Annotated in this window: 21 protein-coding genes, 1 tRNA gene and 2 pseudogenes; 4 read left to right on the plus strand and 20 right to left on the minus strand. The window is 65.1% G+C overall.

All coding sequences use genetic code 11. The features are described 5' to 3' along the window. Nucleotides 1-23: 23 nt before the first annotated feature. Nucleotides 24-1,169: a hypothetical protein gene (locus SKP52_RS26175; RefSeq protein WP_148309149.1), complete on the plus strand. Its 1,146-nt coding sequence runs from the start codon at nucleotides 24-26 to the stop codon at nucleotides 1,167-1,169. On the opposite strand, the pseudogene SKP52_RS27485 reads toward SKP52_RS26175, so the two are convergent. Beyond that, nucleotides 1,140-1,885, minus strand: a pseudogene (locus tag SKP52_RS27485) (IS5 family transposase). The gene SKP52_RS26175 and the pseudogene SKP52_RS27485 overlap by 30 nt on opposite strands. A gap of 119 nt (nucleotides 1,886-2,004) precedes the next feature. Between SKP52_RS27485 and SKP52_RS14870 the strand changes: the two are divergent. Then, nucleotides 2,005-2,733, plus strand: coding sequence for a hypothetical protein (locus SKP52_RS14870; RefSeq protein ID WP_039575974.1), 729 nt, complete (start codon nucleotides 2,005-2,007; stop codon nucleotides 2,731-2,733). 108 nt (nucleotides 2,734-2,841) lie between these two features. Here SKP52_RS14870 and SKP52_RS14875 read toward each other — a convergent pair. From SKP52_RS14875 to SKP52_RS14965, 19 genes and pseudogenes are all read right to left on the minus strand, one after another. Continuing rightward, nucleotides 2,842-2,917 (minus strand) — tRNA-Phe (locus SKP52_RS14875). A 95-nt stretch (nucleotides 2,918-3,012) separates the two neighbouring features. After that, on the minus strand, nucleotides 3,013-3,195 hold the full coding sequence (locus SKP52_RS14880) for a DNA gyrase inhibitor YacG (protein WP_039575976.1): 183 nt from the start codon (nucleotides 3,193-3,195) through the stop codon (nucleotides 3,013-3,015). After that, nucleotides 3,185-4,174: a ribonuclease gene (locus SKP52_RS14885; protein WP_039575978.1), complete on the minus strand. Its 990-nt coding sequence runs from the start codon at nucleotides 4,172-4,174 to the stop codon at nucleotides 3,185-3,187. Before SKP52_RS14885 ends, SKP52_RS14880 begins: the two co-directional genes overlap by 11 nt. After that, nucleotides 4,167-4,757 carry a Maf family protein gene (locus SKP52_RS14890; RefSeq protein WP_081997395.1) on the minus strand — a complete coding sequence of 197 codons (591 nt, stop codon included), beginning with the start codon at nucleotides 4,755-4,757 and terminating at the stop codon, nucleotides 4,167-4,169. Before SKP52_RS14890 ends, SKP52_RS14885 begins: the two co-directional genes overlap by 8 nt. Next, the gene (gene infA / locus SKP52_RS14895; RefSeq protein WP_010162480.1) at nucleotides 4,754-4,972 is read right to left on the minus strand and encodes a translation initiation factor IF-1; all 219 of its coding nucleotides are present in this window, start codon (nucleotides 4,970-4,972) and stop codon (nucleotides 4,754-4,756) included. The genes SKP52_RS14890 and infA overlap by 4 nt, the downstream gene beginning before the upstream one ends. Nucleotides 4,973-5,054: 82 nt before the next feature. Continuing rightward, a complete protein-coding gene (locus SKP52_RS14900) occupies nucleotides 5,055-5,921 on the minus strand; it encodes a cupin-like domain-containing protein (RefSeq protein WP_039575989.1) in 867 nt (288 codons plus the stop codon). Next, entirely contained in the window at nucleotides 5,918-7,102 is a 1,185-nt protein-coding gene (locus SKP52_RS14905; RefSeq protein ID WP_039575991.1) for a GNAT family N-acetyltransferase, read from the minus strand. The genes SKP52_RS14900 and SKP52_RS14905 overlap by 4 nt, the downstream gene beginning before the upstream one ends. A gap of 77 nt (nucleotides 7,103-7,179) precedes the next feature. Continuing rightward, nucleotides 7,180-9,074 (minus strand): annotated as a pseudogene (locus SKP52_RS14910) (XrtA/PEP-CTERM system amidotransferase). A gap of 11 nt (nucleotides 9,075-9,085) precedes the next feature. Continuing rightward, nucleotides 9,086-10,561: an exosortase A gene (gene xrtA / locus SKP52_RS14915; protein WP_052208355.1), complete on the minus strand. Its 1,476-nt coding sequence runs from the start codon at nucleotides 10,559-10,561 to the stop codon at nucleotides 9,086-9,088. Further along, the gene (locus SKP52_RS14920; protein ID WP_039575993.1) at nucleotides 10,558-11,763 is read right to left on the minus strand and encodes a TIGR03087 family PEP-CTERM/XrtA system glycosyltransferase; all 1,206 of its coding nucleotides are present in this window, start codon (nucleotides 11,761-11,763) and stop codon (nucleotides 10,558-10,560) included. Before SKP52_RS14920 ends, xrtA begins: the two co-directional genes overlap by 4 nt. After that, on the minus strand, nucleotides 11,763-12,824 hold the full coding sequence (locus tag SKP52_RS14925; protein WP_228383662.1) for a FemAB family XrtA/PEP-CTERM system-associated protein: 1,062 nt from the start codon (nucleotides 12,822-12,824) through the stop codon (nucleotides 11,763-11,765). Before SKP52_RS14925 ends, SKP52_RS14920 begins: the two co-directional genes overlap by 1 nt. Then, the gene (locus SKP52_RS14930) at nucleotides 12,821-13,681 is read right to left on the minus strand and encodes an XrtA system polysaccharide deacetylase (protein ID WP_039575995.1); all 861 of its coding nucleotides are present in this window, start codon (nucleotides 13,679-13,681) and stop codon (nucleotides 12,821-12,823) included. The genes SKP52_RS14925 and SKP52_RS14930 overlap by 4 nt, the downstream gene beginning before the upstream one ends. Nucleotides 13,682-13,726: 45 nt before the next feature. Continuing rightward, nucleotides 13,727-14,968 carry an XrtA/PEP-CTERM system-associated ATPase gene (locus SKP52_RS14935; RefSeq protein ID WP_039575997.1) on the minus strand — a complete coding sequence of 414 codons (1,242 nt, stop codon included), beginning with the start codon at nucleotides 14,966-14,968 and terminating at the stop codon, nucleotides 13,727-13,729. Nucleotides 14,969-14,989: 21 nt separating this feature from the next. Next, nucleotides 14,990-16,702 carry a hypothetical protein gene (locus SKP52_RS14940; RefSeq protein ID WP_039575999.1) on the minus strand — a complete coding sequence of 571 codons (1,713 nt, stop codon included), beginning with the start codon at nucleotides 16,700-16,702 and terminating at the stop codon, nucleotides 14,990-14,992. Beyond that, complete coding sequence (locus SKP52_RS14945) at nucleotides 16,702-17,739, minus strand: P-loop NTPase (RefSeq protein ID WP_039581202.1); 1,038 nt, start codon at nucleotides 17,737-17,739, stop codon at nucleotides 16,702-16,704. The genes SKP52_RS14940 and SKP52_RS14945 overlap by 1 nt, the downstream gene beginning before the upstream one ends. A 14-nt stretch (nucleotides 17,740-17,753) precedes the next feature. After that, nucleotides 17,754-19,295 carry an XrtA system polysaccharide chain length determinant gene (locus SKP52_RS14950; protein ID WP_039576001.1) on the minus strand — a complete coding sequence of 514 codons (1,542 nt, stop codon included), beginning with the start codon at nucleotides 19,293-19,295 and terminating at the stop codon, nucleotides 17,754-17,756. A 46-nt stretch (nucleotides 19,296-19,341) separates the two neighbouring features. After that, the gene (locus tag SKP52_RS14955; RefSeq protein ID WP_039576003.1) at nucleotides 19,342-19,998 is read right to left on the minus strand and encodes an XrtA/PEP-CTERM system exopolysaccharide export protein; all 657 of its coding nucleotides are present in this window, start codon (nucleotides 19,996-19,998) and stop codon (nucleotides 19,342-19,344) included. Between the two features lie 174 nt (nucleotides 19,999-20,172). Beyond that, the gene (locus SKP52_RS14960) at nucleotides 20,173-21,402 is read right to left on the minus strand and encodes a pyridoxal-dependent decarboxylase, exosortase A system-associated (protein WP_039576005.1); all 1,230 of its coding nucleotides are present in this window, start codon (nucleotides 21,400-21,402) and stop codon (nucleotides 20,173-20,175) included. Beyond that, complete coding sequence (locus SKP52_RS14965) at nucleotides 21,399-22,931, minus strand: acyl-CoA ligase (AMP-forming), exosortase A system-associated (protein ID WP_039576007.1); 1,533 nt, start codon at nucleotides 22,929-22,931, stop codon at nucleotides 21,399-21,401. The genes SKP52_RS14960 and SKP52_RS14965 overlap by 4 nt, the downstream gene beginning before the upstream one ends. 68 nt (nucleotides 22,932-22,999) lie before the next feature. Between SKP52_RS14965 and SKP52_RS14970 the strand changes: the two genes are divergently transcribed. Both SKP52_RS14970 and SKP52_RS14975 read left to right on the plus strand, forming a co-directional pair. Further along, nucleotides 23,000-23,968 carry a GNAT family N-acetyltransferase gene (locus SKP52_RS14970; RefSeq protein ID WP_228383663.1) on the plus strand — a complete coding sequence of 323 codons (969 nt, stop codon included), beginning with the start codon at nucleotides 23,000-23,002 and terminating at the stop codon, nucleotides 23,966-23,968. After that, nucleotides 23,958-24,224, plus strand: coding sequence for an acyl carrier protein (locus SKP52_RS14975; protein WP_039576011.1), 267 nt, complete (start codon nucleotides 23,958-23,960; stop codon nucleotides 24,222-24,224). Before SKP52_RS14970 ends, SKP52_RS14975 begins: the two co-directional genes overlap by 11 nt. Nucleotide 24,225: the final 1 nt, after the last annotated feature.

Genomic DNA, 24,225 nt, shown 5'->3' on the forward strand with positions numbered 1-24,225 from the left:
TTGCAATCCATCCGGATGAAAGCTTGCTTTCGGCAATCGCGCGTTCGGCTGATGCAAATGTAATACCTGCAACAGCCATATTGCTTCAGCATGCGAATGTCACAGCGCCCCGCACCGCCTATGTGCCGTTCACGCAGTCAGGGGCCTCGACAGACATCGGGCAACTTATTGGTGTCTCGCCGACCGAGGTTGCTCTTCGGATGCTGCCTCGCGTCGACGGTCCGACCGCCACAAGCATTGATTGGTTTGGTACATCGCTTGAACGACGATTTGTCGAAGCAAATGTCAGACGCATGTCATTCGCCGCGGTTCAAGCCGCGCCGTATGCGCGAAGCGTCTGGATGATCAAGCCCCTTCGCTACTGTCCGGAAAAGTTCGACCTGCTTCAATCAAATTGTCCGTCATGCGGCAAATTGCTCGGCTGGACCCGATCGCTCGGTGTTTCGACATGTGAGCATTGTGAACAGCCGCTTCTTGGCTTCGCACGTAAATTGCCGATTGCACGCCGAGCAGCGTATCGAGATATCGCCGCGCTAGTCGACATGGATGACGAGCGGCGTAAAAATTCTGCCGCATTACTTCCTTGCCCCTTTCGCGACTGGCGCCATGGCGACATTTTTGCGGCCGTGGTCGAGTTGGGCGCACTGGCCCACAACGCCGACCGCGCCAGTTGTCGCGACCTTTGGCGTAAACTGGCTGCCGGTGATTTCTCCTCACTAGGAGATAAAGGAATTTTCCAAGGCTGGGATTTGCTGAAAGGTTGGCCTACCGCCATCGACGAGTTGTTGAGTAAGATTATAGATACGCGCAGGAGTTCCGGCAATCTCAGACAAGTTTTGGGACCAATTGGGCGGTTCTGTTATTCGAAATCCAAAACTCCGCTCTGCTATCTTGTCGAGGAGCGCGTAGGCGTCATACTCCGAGAACTCAATTTGCCTCTTAAAGTATATTCGCGGTCACGCGCGCTGTGCTCCGAGCGAACAAATTCAATCGCGATGTGGGACGCTATGCGAGAGTTCAACGTCAGTGACAAATTGCTGAAACGACTTTCCGCAGGCGGGGACTGCCTGCTCGAAAAATCTGTCGGCGAGACCGGGGTCCATCTGTTTGATCGCGCCAGATTGCAAACAGCTGTCGAACTAGGTTTCGTGGACAAAGGGTATCCATAGTTTGACTGAGGCGAGTGCGACGAAGCCGAGGTAAGATTCCTTGGTTTTGTCGTAGCGGGTGGCGACACGCCGCCAGTTCTTGAGCTTGTTGAACAGACGCTCGATCAGGTTGCGCCATTTGTATTTCGCGCGATCGTGCGGGGCGGGATTGCGCCGGTTGACCTTGGCCGGGATCACCGCCTCTACACCGGCTGCCTCGATCTCCTTGCGGATGGCGTTGGCATCGTAGCCCCGATCAGCCAGGAAGGCCTCGATCCGGTCGCTAATCATGCGGAACAGCGGAGCAAAGCCCTGCACATCGTGCGCCTGTCCGGGTGTCAGCACGAAGCCGAGCGGGAGACCTCTGGCGTCGCATCTGGCGTGGAGCTTGGTGGAGAAGCCGCCTCGCGATCGGCCAAGCGCCTCGGTTTGCTGAGTCCCCTTTTTATGCCGACGGCACAATGATGTGCCCGGACCACCGTGCTATCGATCATGTCGGCGGATGTATCGCGCCCCGCCAACTCGCCCAACGTCTCGAGCATGGCATCGAACACGCCGGTCGTGACCCAGCGTCGATAGCGCCGGAACACGCTGTTCCACTTGCCGTACTCATCGGGCAGATGCCGCCACTGCGCGCCGGTCCGGGCGATCCACATCATGCCTTCGAAATACGGGCGGTTATCCTGTGCGGGGCGGCATCCACGACCATGTTCAGGCGGCAGAAGCGCCCCGATCACTTCCCATTCTTCGTCTGTAACGCCGATCCGCTCGCCCAAGGTTGCCTCCAAAAGCCAGCCTTGAATCAGCGACCGAGTCCACAGTCAAGCTTTGTCCACGAAACCTAATGAGATCAGGCATGGGCATTTTCAAATTCTCAAATGAAATGGGTGTGCCTGCGTATGTGATCAGTACGCTTATCGAACACGGAATTGTTGATCAAATTCTAAATCCGAATGTGCGGGTCCTCTCTCGGCAACCACTGCTGGATTCCGCATCTGTCGCGTCGGTGTATCAATTATTGGCGGCACTACCGCCACCGATCGATGACGCCAATCTAATCAGCCTCTCGGACCAATTGGCGGGCGATCTGTCTCCGTTTGCGTGGTCAAGCGTATTTCTGGCCATCAGAAGTGGCGAGGTGCAAGCGTTTCTAGCTGCTGAGGGCAAGAGCTGGAGCGAAAAAGTGGTCGCGCATCCCGCCGCGTTGCATAGCCATCTCGCCGCAGCGAGAGCTCTTCCGCTTCCGGACTTTCACATTCCTGCTTGTACGGCAGCGCCCATAATAGGTGTAAATGATGTTGTGCTTGGTCGGGCCGTCGAAGGCGGTCTCCTGCGTAAATACACCAACGGGTTTTTGCTCAAGGACCTTGACGCATTTCGCACGACCTACATCTTTCCAGCCGAGATTTCGAAATGGTTCGACGGCTCAGGGCGAAGCTTCGCTAAAACGATGGCGGAAGCCGGCTTTTGCCCAGCGGCTACGCTTCACAAGAGCAACATTTGGCGCCGGTCTGAAGTCGTTCAGACATTCGGGAGTCAGCAAATGCGGAATTCTAAGCCATTTGAGTCAGCGAGGCCGGAATAAAGAGTCCGCGCCCAAAACAGCACTTAGCCGAAAACTCGGTGAAAGCCTTGACTTGTCGACACTGTGTTGAGTCAGTGAATATGGAACGCGACACCAATGTCAGGAAAGTGGTGCCCGGGGACGGGGTCGAACCGCCGACACTGCGATTTTCAATCGCATGCTCTACCAACTGAGCTACCCGGGCACGGCCGATGCGACCGGTCGGTCGCGCTGGCGAGCGGCGGCTATAGGCAGGGCTTCGCATCCTGTCCAGAGGCTTTGTGACGCTCGATTTCAGCGTCAGTTATCGTCGAAACGATCGTCGTCGGCGGTGCCGTCGGGCGCCTGATCGACCGGGACGCGATAGCCTTCGCCGAACCAGGTCAACAGGTCGCGGTCGCGGCAACCGCGACTGCAAAAGGGTTTAAATTCAGGCTCACGCGGCTTGCCGCACAGCGGACAGCGCGGTGGTTTACTGGGCATGACCCGCTCCTTTCATGGCCGCGTCCGCCACCAGGAAAACAGGGCGGCCGGACCGATTCTGCAGCGCGTGGACCCACGCCGGATGCGCCGCGATATGATCGATTACGCTGGCACGCGCGGTCAGGGTCAACGCGCCCGTTCCCTGCGCACGCTCGCCCTGCCTTAGCAGCAAAGCGGCATCGGTCGCGACGGGATCGAGACAGACCTGCTCGATCAACGAAGGACGATCGCGGCGACGGATGATCTGCATCAGGCCAAAGCCGTTTACGGCAGTGCGCTCGAACGGCGCCGGCAACGCGGCATCGACCGCCGCGTCGACCGCGTGGCGTCCCGCCCGATCGGGAAGCGACGGAAAATCGATGCCGATCGAGCCGCCGATGTCGCAACGGCGGATCACCGCCGCGGCCGCGCGCGCGCCCGACCTGGCGAGCGCCAGCGCATCGCCTTCGCCGTCGATATCGATCAGCACCATCGCGGGGGTCGCATCGACCCACAGCGCGCCGCTGTCGAACGGCCAATGTCCGGCGCGTACGCAATCGATCAATTCGGACCATCCCGCCTGTTCGAGGCGGTCGGGATCTGTCGATCTGAGATCGACCACGGGCGTACCGCTCGCCGCGATACGCGCGCGCAAATCCGGTCCAGCAGCCAGCGCCCCGCCGGGTTCGGCGAGCCGCGCTCGCGCCGGCTTGTCGCGCCCGCGTTCACGCAGCGCCATGCGGGTGATCTCGACCGTGAGCCGCGCGCCCGTGGCCGTCGACGCCGGCACCTCCACGAGCGTTGCCTGGGGAGCGCCGGGACAATCAAGCACGATCAGCCCACCCTTGCCCCGCGCCGCCTCGACGAGCTTCGCGGCGACGATCGCGCCCACGCGCGGCCCCTCACCGTCGCGCTCGATCCGCGCTTCGATGATTTCGCCATCCTCGACCAGCGCCGCGCGGACCTCGCCAATCCCGGCTTCGTAGAGCCACTCAGCCAAGCGCGATTCCGGCGCTCGTCAGCAGCGCGCGCGTTTCGAACAGCGGCAGACCGACGACGTTCGAATGGCTGCCCGACAGGAAGCGGACAAAAGTCTCGGCCCGACCCTGGATCGCATAGCCACCCGCCTTGCCCATGCCCTCACCCGATTCGACATAGCGGTCGATCTCGGCGGCGCTCAGTGCCTTGAACGCGACGACCGTGTCGACGACGCGCACGCGCGCTTTTCCATCGGTTCCGACGACGCAAATCCCCGAATAGACATGGTGCCGCCGACCCGAGAGCAGGCCCAGCATGCGGCGCAGATCGGCCTCGTCGGCGGGCTTTTCCAGGATACGGCGGCCAACCGCGACGGTGGTGTCGCCGGCAAGCACGACCTCGTCCGGCCCGCGCTCGACGGCCAGCGCCTTGTTCCTGGCGAGCCGCGCGACATAGTCGCGCGGCAGCTCCGCCTTGAGCGGCGTTTCGTCGATTTCAGGCGCGGCGATGCGCGTCGGCACAAGGCCGATCCGCGCCAGCAATTCACGCCGGCGCGGCGATGTCGAAGCAAGCACCAGCGCGGGAGAGTTCGCCGCGCTGCTCACTTGAAGCGATAGGTGATCCGACCCTTGGTCAGGTCATAGGGGGTGAGCTCGACGAGGACTTCGTCGCCCACCAGAACACGAATACGGTTCTTACGCATCTTGCCGGCGGTGTGACCCAGAATCTCGTGGTCATTTTCCAGTTTGACGCGAAACATCGCGTTGGGCAGCAGTTCGACCACTTGGCCGCGCATTTCCAGAAGTTCTTCTTTCGCCATCAGTCCTCTATGGGCTCGAAATCAAGGATGCGGGCCCATAACCGCAATTTGCGGCAATTGAAAGCAATCTGTCGCGGGGTTTTCACGACACCAGCCGCAGCCGGCGCGCGATACGCCAGCCGACTGTTTTCGCCCACGCATAGCTCGGCCAGCGTGGCGGCATCGCGGGGTCGAGCCCCATCCGGCGGAGCGTCGCATTGGCGGCGTGCGCCTCGGACTCGCGATAGCTCCATTCGCTGCGCCAGGTGATCGACAGCGAGATCGAAGGTGCGTCGCCATTGGCGACGAAATGCGGCGCCATCACCGGCATCAGCACCGCGTCGCCGGGGCCGAGCGGCACCTGCTGCGCGTCGCCCTGATAGGCATTCTGCCACGGCAGGTTGCGATGGCCGCCGGTGTGGTAGCGTTCGTGCTCGCGGCGGTGGGCGAAGCGTTCGTCGCCCGACGGCCAGACGTTCATCACCTTGGTACCGCGCAATTGCAGCAGGATATTATGCTCGGGATCGAAATGAAACGGCGTGATCGATCCCGGCGACGAGATGAAGATGAAACCCTGCGGCGTCAGCATCGCGCCGGTGCGCGGCTCGACCACCGATTTCAGCTCGCCAAGCAGGTCCATCAGCAGCGCGCGATAGGCAGGGACATTCTCGATATTCTTTAGCACCGCCCAGCTGCCGTTGCTGTCGATCGTCCGGATCGTCTCGCCGATTGACAGCCCGTTCGACGGGATATCTTCCGGAACGATGCCGATCGGCACATTGCCCGGATTATATTCAACCTCGTTCGCGGGCAGGCTTTCGCCGAGCTGTGCGAGCGCTTCCAGCGAGAGCAACGGATGGTCAGGCAGACGATGATGCAGCAGCCCTGCCTGTAGCGGGTAGAGGGCAGCCATCCGCTCGAGCGTTTCGGCGGAAAATACCGGGCTAGTGATCGACTGGTGCGCGGTCATGACGGGCTTTCTACTTCATTTTCGGCTGCTGAGGCACCCTTCCAGCGCCGCCACAGCCGCTCGGTCTTCGTCAGCATGGCGAAGCGGAGGCGGTCGGATGGCGCCGACAACGGAACATTGACCCATATGAGTGCGCGGCGTTCGCGCCAGACGCTGTCGATCATCGGATGGCCGGGCGCGGCACAGCTATCGACCCAGGCGATGTGCGGGTCGTCGAGCAGTTCAAGGTTCGCCTGTTGCAGCAGCACGCCGGGCGAGAAGCGGGCATAATCCTCGTCGAACGCAGTCTTGAACGAGAAGCCGCCGGGCGGACAAAGGAAGTTGACGAGCATCGCGAGTGGACGGTCGTCGAGGTCGAGCGCGCGCATGTCGAGCCGGCCCGCATCTCCTGCCGCAGCAAGAATCGCGCGGAACCACGCCTGCGTATCGCTCTGGCTCGCAAGCGCGGATTTGGCGCGCCCCTTCCAACCGCGCGCCTCGAGGTCGAGGAAGGCGTCGATCCACGGATCGACCGCCTCGCCCGGCCGCCAACGGCGAAACGCGATGGCGCCCTGTTCGGCGAGGCGGTTCGCCTGCCGCCGCAATTCTTTACGCTTTTTCGCGCGCACCGCGGCGTCCCAATAATCCTCGGGCGACAGATCGCTTTCGAGCAGCGCGCGCTCCTCGCGGTGCACCGCCTCCGCCGCGCCGCCGCGCATCCGCGCGACGTCGACGAGCGCGCGGTGGAGCGGGCCGTCTTCGGTCAGCCGCGGCACATGTACGAGCGTGCGCGCCCACGGCGCCGCGTCGCACCAGCCGAGCAGGATCGACCAGAACAGGCGTTCGAAACCTGCGCGCACCAGCGGCGCGCCGTGAAAATGATTGTGATGTGTCCAGCCGGTGACGTGACGCAGCGGAATGCGGCCATAATGCGTCGCGGCCGCGAGGGGCATGATGCCGATCACCGGCCCGTCGCTGCCGTCGCGGACAAGGACGAGACGCGCGTGACGGTCGGGATCGAGCAGGTGCAGCGCAGACTGCAGACACCAGCGCTCGGCAAAGGGATTGGGTTCGCTTGCGTCGTCCGCCAGTCGATCCCACTGCGCGGCAAGGTCCGGTGACAGCGCCAGCGGATCGACGACGCGCACGGTGAGCGGAGCGGCTTCGGCAGCGCTCGTCGGAAAGGCAGGATGGACCGTCATCGGCAGCGAGCCTAGCAGCCAAGCGTTAAGGATGGGTGGCAAATCGCATCGCGCCCCGCCCTTTCGCTAAGGCGAAATCAGATCCCGAACAGCTTCGCCAGCGATTTTTCGAGCATGAAAAATTGCCAGATCAGCCGCCCATGATCGCGCCGCCCCGACTGGTGCGCCGCAACGATGCGTTCGATTTCGGCCATGTCGAACCAGCCCGAACGCGCGAGCGTCGAAGAGGCCGCGAGCGCCTTCGCCTGCTGGGCGAGCGGACCGCGGAACCAGTGCGATACCGGCGTCACAAAACCCATTTTCGGGCGGTACAGGATATCGTGCGGCAGATAGCGTTCCATCGCCTGCTTCATGATCGCCTTGCCCGTCCCGCGCTTGACACGCATCGACGCGGGCAGGCTCGCGGCGAATTCGATCAACCGGTAATCAAGCAGCGGCTCGCGCGCCTCCAGGCTGACCGCCATGCTCATCCGGTCGGTCTTGGTCAGGATGTCGCCGGGTAGCCAGATTTGCAGGTCGGCATATTGCGCGCGGTCGAGTGGCTCGCGCGCGGGAGCCTCGGCCATCGCTTTCCAGTACCGCGTCTCTGCGACATGATCGCCGAGTGCATGATGCGCGGCGTCGTTGAACAGACGCGATCGTTGCGCCTGCCCCGTCACCCCAACCGCCTCGGCATAACCCTCAGCGCCGCTTTTCGACAGGCTGGCGAGCGTCGCGCGGGCGCGCAGCGGGCGCGGCGCCCAATCCATTTGCGGCCAGACGTGCGACAAGGGGCCGAGCAGGCCGCGACGCAAGAAGCCGGGAATCAGGCCGCGAAGCCTTTCTTCCTGGTGCTGGAACACAAGGCGGCGGTATCCCGCGAAGGCTTCGTCGGCGCCGTCGCCCGATAGCGCTACCGTCACCTCTTCGCGCGCCAGTTCGCAGACGCGATAGGTCGGCAGTGCGCTGGCATCGGCAAAGGGTTCGTCGAAGTGATCGGCAATCTTGTCGACGAGCGTGAAGTCGCCCGACGACACGGTGCGCGCGCGATGATCGGTCGCGAAACGCTCGGCGATCTGCTGGGCGTAGGCCGTTTCGTCGAGCGCTGCCTGATCGAAGCCGATGGTGCAGGTCTTGACCGCCTTCGCGCTCGCCTCGGCCATCAACGCAACAACCGCGCTACTGTCGACCCCACCCGACAGAAAGGCACCGAGCGGCACGTCGGACACCATGCGGTCGGTCACTGCGGCGCGCATCAGATGGACGAGATGCTCGGCCGCCTCGCCTTCGCTCGCGCGGATGCGTTTCGAGAAATCGGGCGCCCACCAGCGCGTCGGCGCGGGCACGGGCTTGCCGCGCTCGAGCATCAGATAATGGCCGGCGGGCAATTTTCGACACCGGCCACGATACAATTGTCGTCGGGGACATAGCCGAAGGCGAGGAAATCCTCGATCGCGGTCAGATTCGCTTCCTGCCGCAGAAGCGGATTGCGGAGCAGGCCCTTCAATTCCGATGCGAACGCCACCGACCCATCGGACAGGCGAACATAATGGAGCGGCTTTACCCCCAGCCGGTCGCGCGCGAGAAACAGGCAACCGCGTTGATGATCGTGGATCGCAAAGGCGAACATGCCGTTGAGCCGCGACAGGCAATCCGGACCCCATTGGCGCCACGCGGCGATGATGACCTCGGTGTCGCCGCTGGTGCGGAACCGGTGACCGCGATCCTCAAGTTCGGCGCGGAGTTCGCGGAAATTGTAGATTTCGCCATTATAGGTGAGCGTCACGAGTTCATCGTCGCTCGCCATCGGTTGCGGACTGCCCGCGATATCGATGATCGAGAGGCGAAGGTGACCGAGCCCGACGCCGGGCGCGGTCCATTCGCCCGATCCGTCGGGGCCGCGGTGCTGCATCGGCTGGAGCATCGCGCGAAGGCGTGCGGGGTCGACCGGCTTGGCCGTCTCCAGATGATAGATGCCCGCGATCCCACACATATAGCCGAGGCCTAGCGGGTTTTGAGCGCGCGGTCAGCCATCGCTTTGGCTCCGCCCGACGCGGAAACGAAATCCTCTATCGCATTGCGTCCGCCCTGACGCTCTTCGCTCGATATGATCAACGACAGCGCACGCGGGTCGCCGCCGAACAGTCGCGCCTTGAGGCCCGCAAGTTTCGCGCGGCGCGGATCGCCGGTCACGTCGCCGCCAACGGCATACCAGGTCGCAACGTCGCGCAGCACTGGGCCGGGATGCAACAGCCGTTCGGTCTTCGCCCCCTCGATCGACGGCAGCGGCGCGCTCCACGCCCACTTGCTGTCGGGGTCGATCGCGCCTTGACCGAATGCGACAACTTCGCGGCCTTCGGCCTGCCGTTCGTAGCCGCCCATCGCGACGGCCACTGCTTGTCCCCTGTCATTGGAAAAATGGTGCAACTGCCGCCGATCGGCCCCGTCGAAACGCGGGGCCCACGTCGTCCCCTCAGCCCGCGCCTCGCTCCATCCCGGCGGCGCCTTTATCGAAATATCGGATAGTGTGGCGCTGCGACTACCCACCAGATGACCCCAGCCGACGAACAGCAAGGGAATCGCAAGCGCCGCAGGCAACACCGCTTTTTCCGGCCCGGCAAAGCGCGGCACACCCGCCAGCCCGCGCACATCGACCGCCGCATCGTTCGCCGGCCGGTCGAACCAGCGACGCGCGACGAGCATGACAAGCAGGATTACCGCGCCGAAGAAGAACCATCCGTAAAAGACATGGTCGATTCCCCCCGCAGCCTCGATCCCCCAGATTTCAGCGGCGACCATCGTGCCGTATGCGCGCAGCGCGTTGGCGAGGATCGTCGTTGCCAGCGCGAGCAGGACGAAAATGATCCGCCGCGTCCAGCTACGAAAGCACAGATGCGCCGCGAATGTGGCGTAAGCGAGCATCGCAATCAGGAAATTGACCCCCGAGCACGCTTCGGCAACCTCGAAGAAGCCGGCGGGGGTGGTGATGAAGACACCCTCCATCTCCGCCCGGATGCCCGACAGATGGAGCAGCACCATGCTGATATGCGCGGTGAGCGTCTGGAGCAGCGGCACCAATTCCTCGCCGAATGGCACCAGCAGCAGCGCATAGCCGAGCGGGAAGAGCAGTCCGCGCACAAGCTTTTCGCCGAGCGCCGCCGCAACCGCGCCCTGCAGCATCAGGATCAGGCCGAGTTGGCGGAACAGGGCGACACCCGCAGCCTCGCCGACGAGCCACACCAGCCCCGCGCCCGCCATCCATATCAGCCCCGGCCACCAAAAGACCGGCGTCAGCGGCCGCAGCAGCGCGATACGCTGCGACACCAGCCAGCCGATCATCGGCACGATCAACAGGCAATGGGTGAAGGTCGAACTGTTCCACCAGATGCCCGCGACATCGGCAGCCTCGCGCCAGAAGATCGCAAAGATCGCCGCCGACAGCAGCGCCAGCGCGCCAAGGTGGCGTTGCCACAGCGTCATGCTGGCAATCCCAGTAGATCGCCGAGCGGCGCGAGCCGGGCGTCCCAGCCATAGCGCACGGTCATCCGCGCACGCGCCGCCTGCCCCATCTTTGCCGCCGTGCCGCGGTCGTCGAAAAGCGAACATACGGCGTCGGCCATCGCGGCAGTATCGTCGGCGACGAGCAGATGTTCGCCCGGCGTCGCATCGACCCCTTCGGCCGCGGCGGCGCTTGCAACAACCGGGCGCGCCATCGCCATCGCCTCGAGCAGCTTGTTCTGCACGCCGCGCGCCAGCAGCAGCGGCGCGACCACCGCGTCGGCGGCGGCGAGCCAGGGGCGCACATCGGGAACCTCGCCGGTCACCGTCACGCCGGGGAGTGTTGCGAGCGCGCGCACCTCATCGGTCGGTGCGCGGCCGACGATCGCAAAGCGCGCTTGCGGTTGACGGTTGCGGATCAACGGCAGGATGTCGGCCGCGAACCAGCGCACTGCGTCGATATTGGGGCGATAATCCATCTGGCCGGTGAAGACTGCGAGCGGTCCCTCGCCAACGCCGACAGGTTCCAGCATCACCGCCGGATCGAAGCGATCGGTGTCGATGCCATTCTCGACCGCGCGCACCTTGCCGGCGCCCAGCCCGCTGCGGCTACGAAACAGCGCCGCCTCCGCCTCGCTGACGAATAGGCTGGCATCGACGCGGCGTGCGACTTCGGCCTCGTAAGCGCCAAGCACGCGCGCTTCGCGTCGATGCACCCAGTTCAGCGGCAGGCGTTTGTCCTGTTCGGCGTAGGTTGCGAATTTGGCGGAGTCGACGTCGACGAAATCCATCAGCACCGGACCGTTGAAAGCGGCCGGGATATATTGCGCCATCTGGCCCGAGAAGGCGACGATATGCGTGATGCCGCCTCCGCCAGTCAGTTCATCGACATGGCGCGCCAGCGTCGCATTGCGGAACAGCCGGTTCGATACGGGCTCGCCGTGCAGCACCGCTTGCGCCAGCGCCAATAGACGCGAAGCATCGCGCACTTCGATCGTCAGGCTCTTGCAAAGTGGCGCCATTTTCTTGCGCGCAGATTCGGCCTCTTTCTTATTGTCGGCGAACGCCGCGACATGGAGGGGCGCGAGCTTCGCCAGCGCTTCGAACATATGCCAGCTGCGGATCCGGTCGCCGCGGTCGGGGGGCCAGGGCGCGCGGTGAACGAGGAACAGGATTTCGGCCATTACCCCAGCCCGCGCGCGATCAGCGGCCCGATCCGGTTCGCCGCCCACAGCGGCAGTTTCTTCCACAGGTCGACCTGCAGCCGGTATTTGGCGCTGTTCGGATTGGTGTCGCGCGCGACCTCGCCCGGCGCGAGCCAGCGGGCGTAGACGAGCGGCTGGGGCTCGAAACCCCAATTCTTCTTGTAGGCGAAGGGCCCGGTCCCAATCTTCGACCGGCCAAAATCGAAGCGCGTGCAACCCTTGGTTCGCGCGTGACGCATCAGGGCGAAGTACATGAGTTCGTTGGCGCGGAGGCGGCGGGCGTCGGTGGTGCCGCCGCCCCAATAGGGCATGACGGTGCCGCGCCAAGTGAGGCTGAGGACGCTGGCCACAACTTCACGATCATTGCGCACATTGAGGATGTCGGCATCGTCGCCGAAGGCGTCAATTACGCATGAAAACAATGATTTAGGGAAAACTGGGGTGCCGAGGTTGCGGACGCTGGTCGCATAGATGCGATAATGGTCGCGTTGGTCCTGTTCGGAACGGCCGGTGGTGACGGTGAGGCCGCTTTCGAGCGCCTTGCGAACCTCGGCGCGCTGTTTGCGCGGGATACCTAGGAGTTCGGCGTCGTCGTCGAGGGCGAGGTCGCGGGCGAAGCCGGCGTAAGTGCCTTCCTCGACCTGCCAGCCCTCGGGCAGGGGACCCCCGCGCAGTTCGACCGATGGAACGCCGAGTGAGCGGGCCATGTCGGCCGCGCCTTGCGCGAGCGTCGCCGCCACGGCCGCATTGTCGGCGAGGATGCCGCCGCCCACCGCGAAACCGCTGGCGACCAGCGCCTGCCCGAATAGTCGCGAGCGGATATGATGGAGCGGCAGGAGACCGGTCACCCTGCCTTCGGCATCGCGCGCGGTGACGAGATGGCAGCGGTGGCCGGTCGCCTTGGTGATCGCCTCGCACCAGCTGCGGCTTTGAAAGGGGGTCGCGTCCGGGTGCGCGGCGACATAGGCATCCCATGCGACCGCATCAGACAGTGGCGTGCCGGAAAATCCGTCCTTCGCGGGAAGCGTCGGCGCGTTCACGCCGCGGCGCGCCAGGGCAATGCGCGCTGTTGCTGCGCGAAGAGCAAGGCGTCGGCCCGGGTCCATTCGAAATCGGTGAGCAATTTCTTCAGCTTGCCGGCCATCGCCGACAAGCCGCTGTAATGCCGGATCTTCGACCGCATCGGCGCATCTGCGACGCGCGGCTGGCCGGGGTCGATTTCCCACGGATGGAAATAGAGGATCGCCGGATGCCCTTCCTCGTTCATTCGCGCGATCGCCCAGCGCGTGAAGCGATAAGGCAGCATCCGCATGAAACCGCCGCCGCCCGCGGCCAGCGTGCGTCCGGCAAAGCGCGCGGTGGTGACCGGCCATTCGACAAGGTCGCTGTCGGGGAGCGGGCGCCAGGCATGGCGCGGGCTTTGCGGCCAACCATAATGATCGTGGACGACGGGCGCGACGCTCGACGAATAGGCATAGCCCTGTTCGGCGAGCACGGCATGCGCCCAGGGCGTGCGCGTATCGACCGAGAAGCTCGGCGCGCGATAGCCGTGGATCGCAACCCCGCCGAGGTCTTCGAGGATCGCCCGCGTCTTCCGGAGGTCCGCCGCAAATTCGTCGGCGGTCATGTTGAAGACGCGCTTATGGTCATAGCCGTGGCTGGCAAGCTCGTGCCCCGCCGCAACGATGCGCTTGATCAGCGCGGGATAGCGTTCGGCAACCCAGCCCAGCGTGAAGAAGGTTCCCTTTGCCCCCGCCTCGGCGAAAATCTGCAGCACCGTGTCGCAATTCGCCTCGACGCGGCATTCGAGGGTCGGCCAGTCGGCACGGTCGATCGTGCGCTCAAAGGCGCCGACCTGGAACCAGTCCTCGACATCGACCGACAGGCCGTTCTGCATTTTTCGTCACCTTCATCAGCGGGATAGCCGATTTCGGCCGGGTTGTCAGGCAGCCCAGGTCCGCGAATTTGCCGGATTGGGTGCATTTTCGGGATCGCGCTCGACCCATTCGATCAGCAAGTCGAGCACGCGGCGGAGCGCGGCATCCTGTTCGACGAGGCGGTCCTCGAGCGACGCAATCTGCTTTTCGAGCGCGGCGAGCTGTTCGGGGTCGACCGTGGGCAAGGCCGGAGTCGGGTCGGGCGAGGTCTGCGTGACGACCGGTGTAGGTTCGGCGAGCACGGGATCGGCAGGCGCGGCGAAGGGCGCCGGACCGTCGGCAACCGGCGCCGCGGCGCGTGCCGGCCATTCGAGTGTGGTTTCGTTCGCGGCTTGCGGTGCAGCGAAGGGCGCCGGGGTCGGCGCGACCGCGGTTGCGGCAGCGGCGACGACGTCGTCGACGGGCAGCGGCGTGAGCGTTGCCGCGTCGATACCGCGATCGGCCTCGATCTCCGCAACCACCGAGCGCACGTTCTGCGCGGTGATGCGGTGCATCTGTTCGACCGCGCCGTAAAGCAGCAAACGGCTGACCAGCACGTTCAATTTGCGCGGCACGCCTTCGCTGTAATCGAAGATTTCCTCGAACGCGTCGGGGCTGAAGCTGGGATTCCCCGTCCAGCCGACCTTGCCGAGGCGGTGGAGGATATAGGGTTCGACCTCCTCAGGCTCCATCGGGTCGAGGTGGTGCGTCGCGATCACCCGCTGGCGCAGCTGTTCGAGCGTCGGCGAGTGGAAGAGCGTCTGGCGGAATTCGGGCTGACCGAGCAGGAAGATCTGGAGCAGCGAATGACCGCCAAGCTGGAAGTTCGAGAGCATGCGCAGCTCTTCAAGCGCCGAGATGGCGAGATTCTGTCCTTCGTCGACGATCAGCAGCGTGCGGCGACCGGCGCGCGCTTGTTCGCGAAGATATTCCTCCATCGAGCGCAGCAGCTCGGCCTTGCTCTGCCCTTCCCACTCGATGCCGAATTGTTCGGCGACGAGGCGGAGAAGATCGTCGCCCTCGACCTGCGTGGACACCAGCTTGACCGCGGTCAGGCGGTTCGGGTCGATCGTGTTCATCAGATGGCCAACAAGCGTCGTCTTGCCCGCGCCGACGTCGCCGGTGATGACGATGAAGCCTTCGCCCTGCGCGAGGCCGTAACCGAGGTAGGACATCGCTTTGCGGTGCGTGCCGCTTTCGAAATAGAAATGCGGGTCTGGCGTCAGCTGGAACGGACGCCCGGTAAAACCATAGAACTGATCGTACATCGTAAAATTCCCGTTGCTTGGTCAGAAGTTGTAACGAAGTCCCACCAAAGCTGAACCGATAAGCTGGCTGTTGAAACCTTCTTGGTCGAAGGCGTTGATGCTGGCCGCGGCGGTCCCCGTGAGCCCGCGCCAGAAGCGCCGCGCATAGGATGCGGTCAGGCCCGCCGACTGGACGTCGCTGGCGCCCGGCGCGCCATTGTCGAAATAATTGACGTAACCCGACAGGCCGAGGTCGGAATCGACGTCGAGCTGGCGCCCCGCGGAGACGAAGAGATAATAATTCTCGTCCTTGATCCCGTTGAGGCTGCCGATCGGCGACAGCAAGGGCGCGAGCAGTTTGCGCCGGTCGTAACCGATGCCGACGCCATAGCTCCACCCGCCGAAGCGCGACGACAAAGTCGCCTGCACGCCGCGGCTGCGGTATTGCGCCGAGGTCGAATTGCCGAGTTGGTTGCTCAAACAGCCGCCACCCTGCTGCCCGAAGACGCAGGGATTTATGTCGCCGCTGATCGGATTGCGGATCGGGTCGAATTGCGTCGGCAGCGCCGCAAGCCCACCCGACAGGCCGCGGCCGAAGCTCGACAGCCCGTCGTAAACGCCAACCTGGATCGAGGTCGCATGGTCGGCGCGATAGGTGAAGCTGCCGGTGTAGATCGTATCGCCATAGCGGCGGCCGACCTTCGCTGTCAGCGATGTGCGGCGGCTCGGCTGCCACATCACTCCGGCGTCCCAGATCAGCCCGTCGGTGTCGAACGACAGCTGGCGCGGGGTCGATTTGTCGGTGATGAATCGGCCGTTCGAATCGCGCACCGGCACGCCGTTGGCGTCAACCACCGGATTGCGCTGGCCGATCTCTATATCCTCGTAACCGACGCCGCCGAGCAGCGCGACCGTCGGGCCGATCGGCATCGTGACGTCGGCGCGGACGAACTTGCCCTCGTAGCGTTGATCGAGCTGGCTGGCATCCTCGCGCTCGTAGCCGCCCGACACCTGCCAGCCGAACGGCAGATCGCCCGGCCGCGCGCCGACGCTGGCCCAGGCGACATGGTTGGTGGAGCTGTCGAAAATATCCTGCGGCTGCGTTCCCGGCGACAGGATCGCGGGTTCGTCGACTTCGACCTTGGTATAGCCGAAGCGATAGCCGGCCCCGACGTCGAGCCCGCCGATGCGCCGTGCGAAGGTCGGGCCGGCATAGAGCGAGTAAATGTCCGCGACATTGCTGGCATCGCCGATGAACAGACCGCTCGCCGCACCCTGTCCGTCGGCGCGGGTGCGCGTCGCGAGCGCGCCACCTTCGAGATTGAGGCCGCGCGCCGCCTCGATTCGGCCGCGGAGGAGGCCGCTGACAACATCCGAATCACCGAGATCGTCGTTCCATCCGATGCGATGTTCGTAGCGCACCGATCCGGCCAGTTCGGCGCGGTTGGTGACGATCGCGGCATCCACCCCGACCGCAAGGTTCGTATAGGTGAGGACATCGCCCCCGTTCTTGAGGTCGGCGGTCAGCACCTGGTCGATTTCGAGATAGGGGCTGACGTCGACCGTCCGCTGCGTCCGGCGCCCTTCGGCGCGCTTCGCTGCGCGGCCCTCGGATGCCGGGGCGCGGGTCGAAGGCTTGTCACCGCCAGCCGGACCGGGATCGCCCGAAAATTGCGCATGCGCGCCCGTCGCCGTCCCGGCGAGCAGCAGGGCCGCCAGCGTCGATATATGACGCATGGTGGTCGTGGTGCGCATCACGCGCCTCCTTGTCCGTAATAGGTGCCGAAGCGGCGCCCGCCCGGCGAGAATTTGACCCCGTTGAGGAGCAGCTGGATATGGGGGCACGCGCCCATCAGGCCGATCGCGTCGCGCAGCGCCGATTCGAGCGTTTCGTCGGCGCGCACAACCATGATCGTCTGCCCGACATGCCCCGCGAGCACCGCGGCGGGCGACGCCGCAAGCACTGGCGGCGAATCGATGATGAGGATGCGGCCGGGCGCGCCCGCTTCGAGCTGCGCGAGCAACGCCTCGGTCCGCGCCGAGGCGAGCAGTTCGGTATCGTGCATATGGCCGGTGCCCGCGGGCATGACCTTGAGACCCGGAATGTCGGTCTGGATCAGGCAGTCGCCGAGCGGCAAATGCGGATCGGCGAGCGCGTCCATCAGGCCGGGACCGTCATCGAGCCCGAGCGCTTCGAGCACGCTCGGCTTCGCGATGTCGGCATCGATCAGCAGCACGTCGTGATCGGCCTCGACCGCGAGGCTCAAAGCAAGGTTGACCGCCGAGAAAGTCTTGCCCTCGCCCGGGTTCGCCGAGGCGATCAGTACGCGGTGGCCGCGCGGCAGGATCGGGCGATTGCCGACGCCGCCGAAATTGCGGATCAGTTCGCGCTTCACGATGCGATATTCTTCGGAAATGCCGGTGACAGGGGTGCCGGGGACGATCATGCCGCGCGATGCGAGACGGTCGCGGTCGACCGTTCCCTGCCGCGTCGGCACGATCGCGGGCGCGGCCTTGGCGACGTCCTTGCGCGGCGACGGTTTCGGCGCGGCGGGCGCGGCCTCGACCGCGGGTGCCGCCTCGACGACGGGCTCCAGGATTTCGGGCTGCGGCGTTTCCACGACGGGCTCGGCGGCCTCGGCCGGGTGCGCCTTCTTCGCCTTTTTGGGCGCTTCGGGCGGCAGTTTCGACACGTCGATCGTCGGCGCATTGGCGGCGGGATCGAGGCCGAACATGTCGGCGGCACGTTCGAGGAGCGAGGGCGGGCGCTTGACTTTGCGTTGGTCGTTCATGTCATCGTCCCCCGTCACGCAACCATGCCGCGCTGGATGAATTCGGCGACTAGCAGCAAGGCATAGAGGCCGACGAGCGCGCCCCCGCCGCTCGCCAGCCAGACGAGCTTCTTGCGCCGATCGAGATGGCGTTCGGGTGTCACGACTTCGGTAATCGATCCGATGACGGGCAGCCCGCTGGCGCGTTCGAGCTTAGCCGCGGTCGCATAGCTGGTGCGTATCTGGGCGAGCCCGAATGCGGCGCCGACGCCGCCGCCGATGCCGGCGAGCAGGACGAGCGTCAGGAACAGAGGCCGGTTGGGCGCCGCGGGGCTGGTCGGTTTCGATGGCGGGTCGAGCAGTTCGATCTTGATCGCGTCGGTCTCGGTCTGCACCTCGCCGCGCATGCGGACCTGTTCGCGCTGTGCGAGCAATTTGTCATATTGCGCCTTGAACGCGGTATATTCGCCGTTGATCCGGTCATATTCGGCGGCGATGCCGGGGTTCTGAATCTGCTGCGACGTGATGCGGGCGATGTCGCCGGTGAGCTGCGCCTTGCGCGCCGACAGCGCGCTGACCGTCGCTTGCCGTTCGGCGCGCATCGCCGACAGCGAGGCATAGGCCGGGTTCTGCGAATTGCCGCCACCGCCCGCGCCTGCGCCTTCGCGGTCGGCCATCGCTTTCAGCGAGGCGATCTGGCTTTTCAATGCGATGACGTCGGGGTGCGCGTCGGTCAGCCCGCGCGCGCGCATCGATGAGAGTTCGTTCTGCGCACCGGCAAGCTGTTGCCGCGCGACGCCGCCGCCGACACTGCCCATGCCGGGAATATTGATCGTCGCCGGGGTCGAGGAGAGCTGACCGTTCGCGGCGGCAAGCTGCGCCTGCGCCGACACGAGCTGCGAATCGATCTGGCCAAGTTCGGCGCGCGCGGCTTCGACGCGCTGCGCGGGCGACCCGCTGCCGCCCGGGATCAGGCCGATATTCTGCGCCTCGAACGCGCCGCGGCGCGCTTCGACTTCGCGCAGCGCCTTTTCGCGGTCGGCGATCTGGGCATCGAGGAATTTCAGCCCCTCGCGCGCGTTCATCCGGCCGCCGCGCAGCTGATCGTCGCGAAACACGGTGATCAGGCTGTCGAGCACGCCCGATGCGAGCTTGGCATTGTCGGCGTCGGACAGGCTGCCGACCGCGACGCTCGAGGTGATTTCGAAGATATTGTCCTGCTGCGGAACGACCTTGATATTCTTTTGCAGCATCGCGACCGCGCCCGCCTTTTCGCGTTCGTTCGCGCCGGCGGGGAGCAGGCCGGTGGTCGCCGCGACCTTTTCCATGTTGCGCGCGCTGGTCAGCGTTTCGCGAATCTGGTCGAGCTGCGGACGCCCGCCGCCGCCCTGCGCGTCGTCGGGCAGGATTTCGTTGACGTCGACGAGCAGGCGCGCGCGGCTGTCATAACGATTCGGGATCGACGCGATCGCCAGCCAGCCGAGGATGCAGATGCCCCACGCCACCGCCAGCACGAGCCACCGGCGCGTCCAGACGCTGTGCAGCGCGACCCGGAATTCGTCGTAAAGGCTGGTCATCGCGTGAAATCGATCCTTGGGAGATGGGTGGGTTGGCGGCCTGGGGTCAGAACATGCTTTCGGGGATGATGATCACATCGCCGGGCTGCAGCCGCACATTCGCCTTGATATCGCCGCGTTTGATCAGGTCGTTCAGCCGCAGGCCGAACTCCTGCTGCTTGCCGCTGCCCTTGTCGAAACGGACGAGTCGCGCTTTGTTTCCAGCGGCATATTCACCGAGGCCGCCGACTGCAATCATTGCGTCGAGCACGGTCATGTTGGCACGGAAAGGGATCGACGCGGGCTTTTCAGTCGCGCCAACGACCCGCACCTGTTGCGAGAAGGTGCTGTTGAAGGTCGTGACGATGACGCTGACGATCGGATCGGTGATATATTGGCTGAGCTGGAGCTTTAGGTCCTGCTGCAGCATCGTCGGCGTCTTGCCGACCGCGGGCATGTCGGTGATCAGCGGGGTGGTGATGCGGCCGTCGGGGCGCACCTGGACCTTGCCGCCGAGTTCGGGGTTGCGCCACACGAAGATCTGGAGCTCGTCGAGCGGGCCGATGATATATTCCTCACCCGGCCCTTCCTGGTTCTGGACGAAATTCGCGCTCGGCAGCTGCGGCGCCGTCCCTCCGGCGCCCATGCAGCCGGTCAGCGCGGTCGCGGCGATGCCCGACACGAGCGCGGCGCGCGCGATACGGAGCGAGGGGAACGAAGCCATAATCCATCAACCTTTCGGGGCCGCCGGGGGAGCCGCGGTCCGGAAACTCGGCGGCGACAGCCATTGTGTCAGCTTCCGCCATTGCTCGAAAAGGGTGAACATAATGTTAGTATTGACATAAGTTTGGACCGCGCTTGTCGCAAACTGTCCTGATAAGGAACAGATTCAGGCGTGTCAGACGAGCATTTCGCGCGCCGGTCCCTGCCCCAGGAAGGTCGCCGGGCTCGCGCTCGCGCCATAGGCGCCCGCGAGGAAGATCGCGATCAGGTCGCCGACGTCGGCGCGCGGGAGCGCGACCTGGTCGCCGAGGCGATCGAGCGGGGTGCAGAGGCAGCCGACGACCGAGACGGTCTCGTCGGGCTCGCGTCCGAAGGCGCCCGCGACCGCGATGGGATAATTGCGACGGATCACGGTGCCGAAATTGCCGCTCGCGGCGAGCTGGTGGTGGAGGCCGCCGTCGGTGACGAGGAAAGTTTCGCCGTGGCTGGTCTTCCGATCGACGATGCGGGTCAGATAGACACCGGCTTCGGCGACGAGCCAGCGGCCGAGTTCCATCGCGAAGTGGCTCTTTGCGAGAACGGGGTCGCGCGCAGCCAGCGTCTCGGCGAGCGCCGCGCCGACGGCGATGACATCAACCGGCTTGTCGCCGGGGAAATAGGGCACGCCCATGCCGCCGCCGAGATTGACGAGCGGCGGCATGGCGCCGATTTCGTTCGCGAGCCGCGCGGCGAGCGCGACGGTCTGCGCCTGCGTGTCGGCGATGGCGGCGGCGTCAAGCGCCTGCGATCCCGCGAAAATATGGAAACCCTGCCAGTCGGCACCGGCATCGATCAGGCGCCGGACAAGCGCTGGAACCTCGGTCGCGTCGACACCGAATGGCTTGGCGCCGCCGCCCATCTTCATGCCCGATCCCTTGAGGTCGAAGTCGGGATTGACGCGCACCGCAAGGCTTGGCGTGAGGCCAAGATGCCCGGCGATCGACAGGGCCCGCTCGGCCTCGCCCACCGATTCGAGGTTGAGCGTCGCGCCGGCGGTGATCGTCGCTTCGAGTTCGCGGTCGCGCTTGCCGGGGCCGGCGAAGCTGATGTCGCCCGCCGGCATCCCGCTGGCGAGCGCGGCCTTGAGCTCGCCGCCCGATGCGACGTCGAACCCGTCGACCAGCCGCACCATGAAGGCGAGCAAAGGCGCATAGGGGTTCGCCTTCATCGCATAGTGCAACTGGACGTCGGCGGGCATCGCGGCGCGCCATTCGGCGACGCGCGCGGTGAGCATCGCGCTGTCGTAAACGAACAGCGGCGTATCGCCCGAAACATCGGCGAGCGCTTCGGCGCGGTCGCCGCCGATGAGCAGCATGTGGCTTGCATCAGCGCGGAAGCCGGGCGGGATCGGGCCGTGTGGTTTCATGCCATGGGCTCCTTCGTCCAATCGGCGGCGATCGCCACGCGGTCGAGCTTGCCATTGGGATTGCGCGGCAGGGCGCCCCGCCATTCGATCGCCTGCGGCTGCATGAAATTGGGGAGATTCTGGCGGAGATAGGCTGCAAGCCCTTCCTCGTCGGCGACGCCGTCCTTGCCGCGGACGATCAGGGTGATCGCAGCGCCGAGCCGCGCGTCGGGAACGCCGAACGCCACCGCTTCGTAAATCAGCCCCGATGCGACCGCGACATCCTCGATCTCGGTCGGGCTGACGCGATTGCCCGCGGTCTTGATCATCGCGTCGTCGCGCCCGACGAAATAGAGGAGATGGTTGGCGTCGCGGCGCACCGTGTCGCCCGACCACACCGCCATCCCGCCATATTCGGACGCGCGCGGGGCGGGCTTGAAGCGTTGCGCGGTGCGTTCCTCGTCACGCCAATAGCCCTTGGCGACGAGCGGGCCGCAATGGACGAGCTCGCCGGGTTCTTCGTCGGCGGTGATCGTGCCGTCGGGCCGACACACGAGAATTTCCGCATGCGGGATCGCGCGACCCATCGATGTCGGATGATCGGCGACGAATTTCGGGTCGAGGTACGTTGAGCGGAACGCCTCGGTCAGCCCGTACATCGGATAGATGGCGGCCTTCGGGAAGGTGGCCCGCATCGCGTCGATCAGCGAGGGCGTGAGCGCCCCGCCGCTGTTGGTCAGGCGCGTCAGATGCGCCGCGGTCTCGGCAGGCCATTCGGCCTCGACGAGTTGCACCCAGAGCGGCGGCACGCCTGCGAGCGTCGTTGCCCGGTGCCGCGCGACCGCCTTCACGACGTCGCGCGCGGTCAGATAATCGAGCGGCGCGACCGCGGCGCCCGCATACCAACTCGAAAGCAGCTGGTTCTGGCCATAATCGAAGCTGAGCGGCAGCACGGCGAGCACCCGGTCCTGGGGCGCGATCTTGAGATAGGAGGCGACGCTTTCGGCGCCGAGCCACAGGTTCGCGTGGCTGAGCATCACGCCCTTGGGCCGGCCGGTCGAACCGCTGGTGTAGAGGATCGCGGCGAGATCGTCGGGCTCGGCGATCGAGAGCGGCAACCCCCGTCCCCCCGAATCAATGACTTCCTCGCCGATCTTGATATCCTGCACCACGCATTCGCCGGGGAGGCCATCGCCGAGCATCTCGGCGCGCGCGCCATTGGTGACGAGCAATTTCGCGCCGCTGTCGGACAGGATGTGGGCGACCTGCGCGCCCTTGAGCAGCGGATTGACCGGCACATGGATCAGCCCGGCGCGCGCCGCGGCGAGCGGCATCAGGCAGGCAAGCCGCGTCTTCGCGCTCCAGCTTGCGACACGTTCTCCGGGGCCGCCAGCCTGATCGAGCAACCATGATGCCAGCCGTCCGACGCCGGCGTCGAGCTCAGCAAAGGTCGTGACCCGGTCGCCGATCAGCAGCGCAGCCGCGTCCGGCGCGCCGCAGCGGGTGAGATGGTCGATCGGCCTGGAAGATAGGTTTTCGGCTTTGGTCATCGGCTGTTAGGAGTGGAGTGATAGAGGGCGGCACCATGCAAGGGAACGGTGAACATCACGCTAATGATATGCGGCTGCCCGCCACAGCGCGCGCGGCCGGCTTTGCGTCGCCTTTCGACCGGGCGGCCTGGTTCGACTTGCTCGAGGCGCATGGCTTTGCCGGCCGCGGCCGTTTCGATGCCCATGCCAGCGCCGGTTCGACGACGGCGTGGCTGCCGCTGCGGATCGAGAAACCTGGCGAATTTGCCGGACTCACCAACTGGTACAGCTTTTCGATCCGCCCGCTCTTTACTGGCGACGAAGGACGAAGCGACGCCTTGCAGGCGCTCTTTGCCGACCTTCGCCGAAACGCCGCACGCCTGACGCTCTATCCTGTTCCCGAGACTACGGAACTTACCGCCGCGCTCCGCGCCGCAGGCTGGTGGGTGAAAGTGGCCCCGGCGGGCGACCGCCACTGGCTCGACCTCGCCGACATGGACCATGACAGCTGGTGGGCCAGCCGGCCGGGCGCGCTGCGCAGCACCGTCCAGCGCAAAGCGAAGAAAGGCGTCGTCGATATCCAGTTGCTCACCGAGTTCGATCCGGGAAGCTGGGCGGCCTACGAACAAATCTATGCCGCGAGCTGGAAGCCCGAAGAGGGTCATCCTGCCCTGCTCCGTGCCTTTGCCGAGGCCGAGGGTGCGGGCGGACGGCTGCGCATGGGGATTGCGCGTATCGACGGCCTGCCCGTTGCAGCGCAGTTCTGGACCGTCGAGGACGGCACCGCCTTCATCCACAAACTCGCGCATGTCGAGGACAGTCTGAAAGCCTCGCCCGGCACGTTGCTATCGGCGGCATTGTTCCGTCATGTGATCGCGGTCGATGGCGTGAAGCGTATCGATTTCGGTACCGGCAACGATGGCTACAAGCGCGACTGGATGAACCGGCACGACCCGCTGTGGCGTATCGAGGCTTTCAATCCGTCGCGCATCGCGGCATGGGGACCGGCACTGACGGCATATGCCCGTTCCGTGTTGGGGAAGAAAAGTGACCGATAACAGCTCCGTCGACGCCACCCTTCGCGCCCTGCTCGCCGATGTGCTGGGCCTCGGCGAAGCGCGCGCCGCCGCGCTGACCGACGACAGCGGCTTGTTCGGCGAACTGCCCGAATTCGATTCGATGGCGGTCGCCACCGTCTTGACCGAGATGGAAGACCGGCTGGGCGTCATCATCGACGATGATGAAGTCGACGGCGAAATCTTTGAAACCTACGGCAATTTGCTCGCCTTTTCGCTGCGCAAAGTGACCGACTGAT

The organism is Sphingopyxis fribergensis, from assembly GCF_000803645.1.
Classification (GTDB): Bacteria; Pseudomonadota; Alphaproteobacteria; order Sphingomonadales; family Sphingomonadaceae; genus Sphingopyxis; species Sphingopyxis fribergensis.

Excerpts from the sequence above, each read along its gene's own strand:
- SKP52_RS14950 (WP_039576001.1), bottom strand. The coding sequence starts at position 19,295 with ATGACCAGCCTTTACGACGAATTCCGGGTCGCGCTGCACAGCGTCTGG.
- SKP52_RS14900 (WP_039575989.1), bottom strand. The coding sequence starts at position 5,921 with ATGACCGCGCACCAGTCGATCACTAGCCCGGTATTTTCCGCCGAAACG.
- SKP52_RS14955 (WP_039576003.1), bottom strand. The coding sequence starts at position 19,998 with ATGGCTTCGTTCCCCTCGCTCCGTATCGCGCGCGCCGCGCTCGTGTCG.
- SKP52_RS14905 (WP_039575991.1), bottom strand. The coding sequence starts at position 7,102 with ATGACGGTCCATCCTGCCTTTCCGACGAGCGCTGCCGAAGCCGCTCCG.
- SKP52_RS14965 (WP_039576007.1), bottom strand. The coding sequence starts at position 22,931 with ATGACCAAAGCCGAAAACCTATCTTCCAGGCCGATCGACCATCTCACC.
- SKP52_RS14870 (WP_039575974.1), top strand. The coding sequence starts at position 2,005 with ATGGGCATTTTCAAATTCTCAAATGAAATGGGTGTGCCTGCGTATGTG.
- SKP52_RS14970 (WP_228383663.1), top strand. The coding sequence starts at position 23,000 with ATGCGGCTGCCCGCCACAGCGCGCGCGGCCGGCTTTGCGTCGCCTTTC.
- SKP52_RS14945 (WP_039581202.1), bottom strand. The coding sequence starts at position 17,739 with ATGAACGACCAACGCAAAGTCAAGCGCCCGCCCTCGCTCCTCGAACGT.
- SKP52_RS14880 (WP_039575976.1), bottom strand. The coding sequence starts at position 3,195 with ATGCCCAGTAAACCACCGCGCTGTCCGCTGTGCGGCAAGCCGCGTGAG.
- SKP52_RS14920 (WP_039575993.1), bottom strand. The coding sequence starts at position 11,763 with ATGGCCGAAATCCTGTTCCTCGTTCACCGCGCGCCCTGGCCCCCCGAC.
- infA (WP_010162480.1), bottom strand. The coding sequence starts at position 4,972 with ATGGCGAAAGAAGAACTTCTGGAAATGCGCGGCCAAGTGGTCGAACTG.
- SKP52_RS14930 (WP_039575995.1), bottom strand. The coding sequence starts at position 13,681 with ATGCAGAACGGCCTGTCGGTCGATGTCGAGGACTGGTTCCAGGTCGGC.
- xrtA (WP_052208355.1), bottom strand. The coding sequence starts at position 10,561 with ATGACGCTGTGGCAACGCCACCTTGGCGCGCTGGCGCTGCTGTCGGCG.
- SKP52_RS14935 (WP_039575997.1), bottom strand. The coding sequence starts at position 14,968 with ATGTACGATCAGTTCTATGGTTTTACCGGGCGTCCGTTCCAGCTGACG.
- SKP52_RS14940 (WP_039575999.1), bottom strand. The coding sequence starts at position 16,702 with ATGCGCACCACGACCACCATGCGTCATATATCGACGCTGGCGGCCCTG.
- SKP52_RS14960 (WP_039576005.1), bottom strand. The coding sequence starts at position 21,402 with ATGAAACCACACGGCCCGATCCCGCCCGGCTTCCGCGCTGATGCAAGC.